Source organism: Streptococcus sp. 3167, from assembly GCF_013277175.1.
In the GTDB taxonomy this organism is placed as follows: Bacteria; Bacillota; Bacilli; order Lactobacillales; family Streptococcaceae; genus Streptococcus; species Streptococcus pseudopneumoniae.
The window spans coordinates 58,902-65,862 of the sequence record NZ_VMML01000006.1; the positions used below are offsets into that span (position 1 = coordinate 58,902).

6 protein-coding genes are annotated in these 6,961 nt (G+C 42.6%); all 6 read left to right on the plus strand.

Going from position 1 to position 6,961, the window contains the following annotated elements:
• Positions 1 to 191 precede the first annotated feature (191 nt).
• The gene (locus HT678_RS00810) at positions 192 to 1,358 is read left to right on the plus strand and encodes an SIS domain-containing protein (protein WP_000903556.1); all 1,167 of its coding nucleotides are present in this window, start codon (positions 192 to 194) and stop codon (positions 1,356 to 1,358) included.
• A 115-nt stretch (positions 1,359 to 1,473) separates the two neighbouring features.
• A complete protein-coding gene (locus HT678_RS00815; RefSeq protein ID WP_000649432.1) occupies positions 1,474 to 2,511 on the plus strand; it encodes an aldose epimerase family protein in 1,038 nt (345 codons plus the stop codon).
• A gap of 200 nt (positions 2,512 to 2,711) precedes the next feature.
• Positions 2,712 to 3,566 carry a VOC family protein gene (locus tag HT678_RS00820; RefSeq protein WP_000220708.1) on the plus strand — a complete coding sequence of 285 codons (855 nt, stop codon included), beginning with the start codon at positions 2,712 to 2,714 and terminating at the stop codon, positions 3,564 to 3,566.
• Between the two features lie 140 nt (positions 3,567 to 3,706).
• Positions 3,707 to 4,471, plus strand: coding sequence for a nucleoside phosphorylase (locus HT678_RS00825; protein WP_000614982.1), 765 nt, complete (start codon positions 3,707 to 3,709; stop codon positions 4,469 to 4,471).
• Between the two features lie 213 nt (positions 4,472 to 4,684).
• Positions 4,685 to 6,064 (plus strand): TrkH family potassium uptake protein, encoded by a 1,380-nt coding sequence (locus HT678_RS00830; protein WP_000897723.1) that lies wholly within the window; start codon positions 4,685 to 4,687, stop codon positions 6,062 to 6,064.
• Positions 6,065 to 6,077: 13 nt separating this feature from the next.
• Positions 6,078 to 6,743 (plus strand): TrkA family potassium uptake protein, encoded by a 666-nt coding sequence (locus HT678_RS00835; protein ID WP_001283900.1) that lies wholly within the window; start codon positions 6,078 to 6,080, stop codon positions 6,741 to 6,743.
• Positions 6,744 to 6,961 lie beyond the last annotated feature (218 nt).

The following is a 6,961-nucleotide window of genomic DNA, read 5'->3' on the forward strand; positions in this document are numbered from 1 at the left end:
ACTTCGTCAGTCTTATCCGACAACCTCAAAGCAGTGCTTTGAGCAGCCTGCGGCTAGTTTCCTACAGATTTTAGTTGGAACTCGATTCAATTCATGTGACAACGTGAAAATCGTTAGAGCATTTTATATAAAATATACATGGGAATGGAGCTTACTCCCATTCCCATATTTAATAGAAAAAGAGGAACTCAATGCTACATTATACAAAAGAAGACTTGCTCGAATTGGGTGCAGAAATCACTACGCGTGAAATCTACCAACAGCCTGATGTATGGAGAGAAGCTTTTGAATTTTACCAAGCAAAACGTGAAGAAATTGCAGCCTTCCTACAAGAAATCGCTGATAAACATGACTATATTAAGGTTATCTTGACAGGTGCTGGGACTTCTGCTTATGTGGGAGATACCTTGCTACCTTACTTTAAGGAAGTCTATGACGAACGCAAATGGAATTTCAATGCTATTGCGACAACAGATATCGTTGCCAATCCAGCAACCTATTTGAAAAAAGATGTGGCAACTGTCCTTGTGTCTTTTGCTCGTAGTGGGAACTCGCCTGAAAGTGTGGCGACTGTTGATTTGGCCAAATCCTTGGTGGATGAGCTTTATCAAGTGACGATTACTTGTGCAGCAGATGGTAAATTGGCTCTTCAAGCTCACGGTGATGACCGTAATCTCTTGCTCTTGCAACCAGCTGTCTCTAATGATGCTGGATTTGCCATGACTTCTAGCTTTACGTCTATGATGTTGACAGCTCTCTTGGTCTTTGATCCTACAGAATTTGCTGTTAAGTCTGAACGTTTTGAAGTTGTATCTAGTCTTGCCCGTAAAGTTTTAGACAAGGCAGAAGATGTCAAAGAGCTCGTTGATTTAGACTTTAACCGTGTCATCTATCTAGGCGCTGGTCCTTTCTTTGGACTTGCTCATGAAGCTCAGCTCAAGATTTTGGAATTAACTGCTGGTCAAGTTGCGACCATGTATGAAAGCCCAGTTGGCTTCCGTCACGGTCCAAAATCTCTTATCAACGAAAATACAGTTGTTTTGGTCTTTGGTACAACGACAGACTACACTCGTAAGTACGACTTGGACTTGGTTCGTGAAGTTGCTGGTGACCAGATTGCTCGTCGTGTTGTGCTTTTGAGTGATCAAGCTTTTGGTCTTGAAAATGTCAAAGAAGTGGCCCTTGGTTGTGGCGGTGTCTTGAATGATATTTACCGTGTCTTCCCTTACATCGTTTATGCCCAACTCTTTGCCCTATTGACTTCACTCAAGGTAGAAAATAAACCAGATACACCGTCTCCTACAGGTACAGTAAACCGTGTAGTACAAGGTGTCATAATTCACGAATATCAAAAGTAAGACAGTGTTTATGAATTCTTGACAAGAGGATTTGTAAATTATCAGATAAACCATAGATTGTCAGTACGCTTTCTATGGTTTGTTTGCTTGAGAGAAATAGTAAAAGGAGAACAGAATGAAAGCATACACAGAGCGTGTATTTGGAAATGTTGAGGGCGAGGATGTCTTGGCCTATCGATTTGAGACAGACGGTGGCTACCAACTTGAGGTTATGACTTATGGTGCGACCATCTTGCGCTATGTCGCACCTGACAAGGCTGGAAATTTTGCCAATGTTATCTTGGGATTTGATGACTTTGATAGTTATGTAGGCAATAGTCCCAAGCATGGAGCAAGTGTAGGTCCTGTAGCGGGTCGTATTGCAGGTGCGACCTTTGAGCTCAATGGTAAGACCTATGACCTTGAGGTTAATAATGCTAGCAACTGTAATCACAGTGGTTCAACTGGTTGGGATTCCAGCTTGTTTGAAGTTGAAGAAGTAAGCGATCATGGCTTGACTCTCTACACAGAGCGTACAGATGGGACAGGAGGGTTCCCTGGAAATCTCAAGATTTGGATCAGTTATCACTTGGAAGAAACTGGTGCCTATAAAATCAGCTACAAGGTGACGACCGATCAGGATACGCTGGTCAATCCAACCAACCACAGCTATTTCAACTTGTCTGGTGATTTCACGCAGACGATTGACCGTCATGTCTTCCAACTAAATACAGAGGGTATTTACCCAATCGCTCCCGATGGTGTTCCTGCCAAAACTCCAGAAGCCAACCGTGATGTGGTCAAACACATCTACAATGGTGCCTTGTTGAAGGATATCTTTGCAGAAGAAGATGAGCAAATCCAGCTGGCATCAGGTTTGGATCACCCATTTGCCCTTCCTGTAGGCCATGACAATGCTGGATTCCTTTATGACCAAAATTCAGGTCGCTTCCTGCTTTTCAAGACAGAAACTCCTTGCTTTGTGGTCTACACAGCAAACTTTGTGGATGAGAGTGTACTTGTGGCTGGTCAGCCAATGGTGCAGCACAATGGGATTGCCCTTGAAGCGCAAGCTTTACCAGATGCCATTCACAGCGACCTCAAAGACCAAGTCATTCTTAAAGCTGGTCAAACCTTCACCAGTAAGACACGTTATGAACTTGTTGTGAAATAAAAAAGCTGGTCAAAAAGTCTTTAAAATTAAAATAACGCATATTGTCAGGTGATGAAAAGTTTGATAATATGCGTTTTATTATGAAATGATTTACTTTATATTATCCTGAAATGGTGTTATTTTTGAGTTATCTGGCTTGACTTTCTTGATGGAAATTATACAATAGTTGTAATAATTACAACGAGAAAAGAGGACCATTTATGACCTATGAATACAAGAGTCACATTTATTTGGCAGAGACAGTTTTAAATGTAAAGGATTTGGCCAGTCAAACAGCCTTTTATCAGCAAGTTATTGGTTTAGAAATCTTATCTCAAACTGAGACAGAGTCCATTCTAGGCCTTGGTGGAAAAGTCTTGGTACAGCTGATTCAAGCACAAGAGAGCGGAGAAGTGAGGGAACATTGTGGTCTTTACCATTTGGCCATTCTCTTGCCCACACGCAAGGCTTTGGCTGATGTCTTGAAACACCTGACAGATTTACAGATTCCTCTTGTCGGCGGTGCAGACCATGGTTACAGTGAAGCTATTTACTTGGAAGATTTGGAGGGAAATGGCATTGAACTCTATCGAGATAAGCCGGTTTCCACATGGGATATTCGAGAAGATGGACGCATTATCGGAGTGACGGAGGCTCTTGCGGCGCAGGACATTTATGAGTTGGGGGAAAGAGTAGAGCCCTTTATCTTGACAGAAGGTACGAGAATGGGGCATATTCATCTTTCCGTCAAGGATAGTCGAAAGTCCAGCCAGTTTTATCAAAAGGTGTTAGGGCTAGAGGATAAATTCAGTGTGCCTAGCGCTAGTTGGATTGCGGCTGGAGATTACCATCATCATTTAGCAGTTAACGAATGGGGAGGAAAAGGTCTGGATTCGCGTAAGCAAGGCTTACCAGGTTTAGCCTACTATGTCATCGAAGTCGCACATAAAGAAGAACTGTTAACGATTGCCCAACGAGCACAAGAAGTTGACGCACCAATCAAATGGATGACATCGAGCCAATTGGAAATCACAGACTCAGATGGAATTGTGACTCGTATTTGCTTAGCTCGATAGACAGGATGTGATGAAAATCAGAGCATCAATTGTAGAAAGTGGTTTTTATTCTAGTATTAGCTTTTCCTCAGTTCATCAGCTTCCTCCTTGACACTTTGTCAGTTTTTGATACAATAGTACAAAATTAGAGGAGGTGGGTTATGATTCAGAAACATGCGATTCCCATTTTAGAGTTTGATGATAATCCTCAGGCGGTTATCATGCCCAATCACGAGGGGCTGGACTTGCACTTGCCCAAGAAATGTGTCTATGCATTTTTAGGTGAAGAGATTGACCGCTATGCGAGGGAAGTAGGGGCGGACTGTGTCGGCGAATTCGTTTCAGCCACCAAGACCTATCCAGTCTATGTCGTGAACTACAAAGGCGAGGAGATTTGTCTGGCTCAGGCTCCTGTTGGTTCAGCTCCAGCAGCCCAGTTTATGGATTGGTTGATTGGCTATGGTGTGGAGCAGATTATTTCCACAGGTACCTGTGGTGTGCTAGCCGATATAGAGGAAAATGCCTTTCTAGTCCCTGTTCGCGCTCTGCGAGATGAAGGAGCCAGTTACCACTATGTGGCACCTTCTCGTTATATGGAAATGCAGCCAGAGGCTATTGCTGCCATTGAGCAAGTTTTGGAAGTCAGAGGGATTCCCTATGAAGAAGTCCTGACCTGGACGACAGACGGTTTTTACCGAGAAACGGCTGAAAAGGTGGCTTATCGTAAGGAAGAGGGCTGTGCTGTTGTGGAGATGGAGTGTTCTGCGCTTGTGGCAGTAGCCCAACTGCGAGGGGTTCTCTGGGGAGAATTGTTGTTCACAGCTGATTCCTTAGCAGACTTGGACCAGTACGATAGTCGTGACTGGGGATCGGAAGCTTTTGAGAAGGCGTTAGAACTGAGTTTAGCAAGTGTTGTGCAACTTTAGTCGCTTTTCTCGGCAGTTTCTTATCTTAGTGAAGGAGAACTTTAAAAGCTTGATTGATGATTATTTTTTGCCGAATAAAATAGGAAGTCGGTAGTTTTTAGACGTTTCTAGAAATGGACGAGTTTGGATAACCTCTTTTTTAGGATAAGCGTACGCGATGTTTTGTCCATTCCTATTTGAGATATTTCTTTTGTTTTATGGTACAATGGAAACATGTTATTCAAATTATCTAAGGAAAAAATAGAGCTAGGCTTATCTCGTTTATCGCCAGCCCGTCGTATTTTTTTGAGTTTTGCCTTGGTCATTTTACTAGGCTCTCTTCTTTTGAGCTTGCCCTTTGTCCAAGTTGAAAGCTCACGAGCGACTTATTTTGATCATCTTTTCACTGCTGTCTCTGCAGTCTGTGTGACAGGTCTTTCAACCCTTCCAGTAGCTCACACATATAATATCTGGGGTCAAATAATCTGTTTGCTCTTGATTCAGATCGGTGGTCTAGGACTCATGACCTTTATTGGAGTTTTCTATATCCAGAGCAAGCAAAAGCTTAGTCTTCGTAGCCGTGCAACTATTCAGGATAGTTTTAGTTATGGAGAAACTCGATCTTTGAGAAAGTTTGTCCATTCTATTTTTCTCACAACTTTTCTAGTTGAGGGTTTGGGAGCTCTATTCCTCAGTTTTCGTTTTGTTCCACAACTTGGCTGGGGGCGCGGTCTTTTTAGTTCCATTTTTCTAGCTATATCCGCCTTCTGTAATGCAGGTTTTGATAATTTGGGGAGCACCAGTTTATTTGCTTTTCAGACCGATTTACTGGTCAATCTGGTGATTGCAGGCTTAATTATTACAGGTGGTTTTGGCTTTATGGTCTGGTTTGATTTGGCTGGTCATGTAGGAAGAAAGAAAAAAGGGCGCCTGCACTTTCATACGAAGCTTGTACTATTATTGACTCTAGGTTTGTTGTTATTTGGAACGGCAACTACTCTCTTTCTTGAGTGGAACAATGCTGGAACGATTGGCAATCTCCCTGTTGCCGATAAGGTTTTAGTTAGCTTTTTTCAAACAGTGACGATGCGAACAGCAGGCTTTTCTACGATAGATTATACTCAGGCTCATCCTGTGACTCTTTTGATTTATATCTTACAGATGTTTCTAGGTGGGGCACCTGGGGGAACGGCTGGGGGGCTCAAGATTACGACATTTTTTGTCCTCTTGGTCTTTGCGCGAAGTGAGCTTTTGGGCTTGCCTCATGCCAATGTTGCGAGACGAACGATTGCGCCGCGAACGGTTCAAAAATCCTTTAGTGTCTTTATTATCTTTTTGATGAGCTTCTTGGTAGGATTGATTCTGCTAGGGATGACAGCCAAAGGCAATCCTCCCTTTATCCACCTCATATTTGAAACCATTTCAGCTCTTAGTACAGTTGGTGTAACGGCAAATTTGACTTCTGATCTTGGGAAATTGGCTCTCAGTGTTATCATGCCACTTATGTTTATGGGACGAATTGGTCCCTTGACCTTGTTTGTTAGCTTGGCAGATTACCATCCAGAAAAGAAAGATATGATTCACTATATGAAAGCAGATATTAGTATTGGTTAAGAAAGGAAAGAGAATGTCAGATCGTACGATTGGAATTTTAGGATTGGGAATTTTTGGGAGCAGTGTCCTAGCTGCCCTAGCCAAGCAGGATATGAATATTATCGCTATTGATGACCACGCAGAGCGCATCAATCAGTTTGAGCCAGTTTTGGCGCGTGGAGTGATTGGTGACATCACAGATGAAGAATTATTGAGATCAGCAGGGATTGATACCTGCGATACCGTTGTCGTCGCGACAGGTGGAAATCTGGAGTCGAGTGTGCTTGCGGTTATGCACTGTAAGAGTTTGGGGGTACCGACTGTTATTGCTAAGGTCAAAAGTCAGACTGCTAAGAAAGTGCTAGAAAAGATTGGAGCTGACTCGGTTGTCTCGCCAGAGTATGAAATGGGGCAGTCTCTAGCACATACCATTCTTTTCCATAATAGTGTTGGTGTCTTTCAGTTGGATAAAAATGTCTCTATTGTGGAGATGAAAATTCCTCAGTCTTGGGCAGGTCAAAGTCTGAGTAAATTAGACCTCCGTGACAAATATAATCTGAATATTTTGGGCTTCCGAGAGCAGGAAAATTCCCCATTGGATGTTGAATTTGGACCAGATGACCTCTTGAAGGCAGATACCTATATTTTGGCGGTCATCAACAACCAGTATTTGGATACCCTAGCAGCATTGAATTTGTAAAAGAGGGAGCTTCCCTCTTTTTTGATGCTTAAGATGGTAAATAGAGACAGAAGCCTTGTATTCTAGTAAAAGTTCTTCAAAGGCTGGACTTTATGGTAGAATAGAAAGCAGTGACAAGAGAGAGTAATACTCTTCGAAAGTCAAATTTAAACCACGTCAACGTCACCTTGCCGTAGGTATAGGTAACTGACTTCGTCAGTCTTATCTACAACCTCAAA

Excerpts from the sequence above, each read along its gene's own strand:
- HT678_RS00835 (WP_001283900.1), top strand. The coding sequence starts at position 6,078 with ATGTCAGATCGTACGATTGGAATTTTAGGATTGGGAATTTTTGGGAGC.
- HT678_RS00815 (WP_000649432.1), top strand. The coding sequence starts at position 1,474 with ATGAAAGCATACACAGAGCGTGTATTTGGAAATGTTGAGGGCGAGGAT.
- HT678_RS00825 (WP_000614982.1), top strand. The coding sequence starts at position 3,707 with ATGATTCAGAAACATGCGATTCCCATTTTAGAGTTTGATGATAATCCT.
- HT678_RS00820 (WP_000220708.1), top strand. The coding sequence starts at position 2,712 with ATGACCTATGAATACAAGAGTCACATTTATTTGGCAGAGACAGTTTTA.
- HT678_RS00830 (WP_000897723.1), top strand. The coding sequence starts at position 4,685 with ATGTTATTCAAATTATCTAAGGAAAAAATAGAGCTAGGCTTATCTCGT.
- HT678_RS00810 (WP_000903556.1), top strand. The coding sequence starts at position 192 with ATGCTACATTATACAAAAGAAGACTTGCTCGAATTGGGTGCAGAAATC.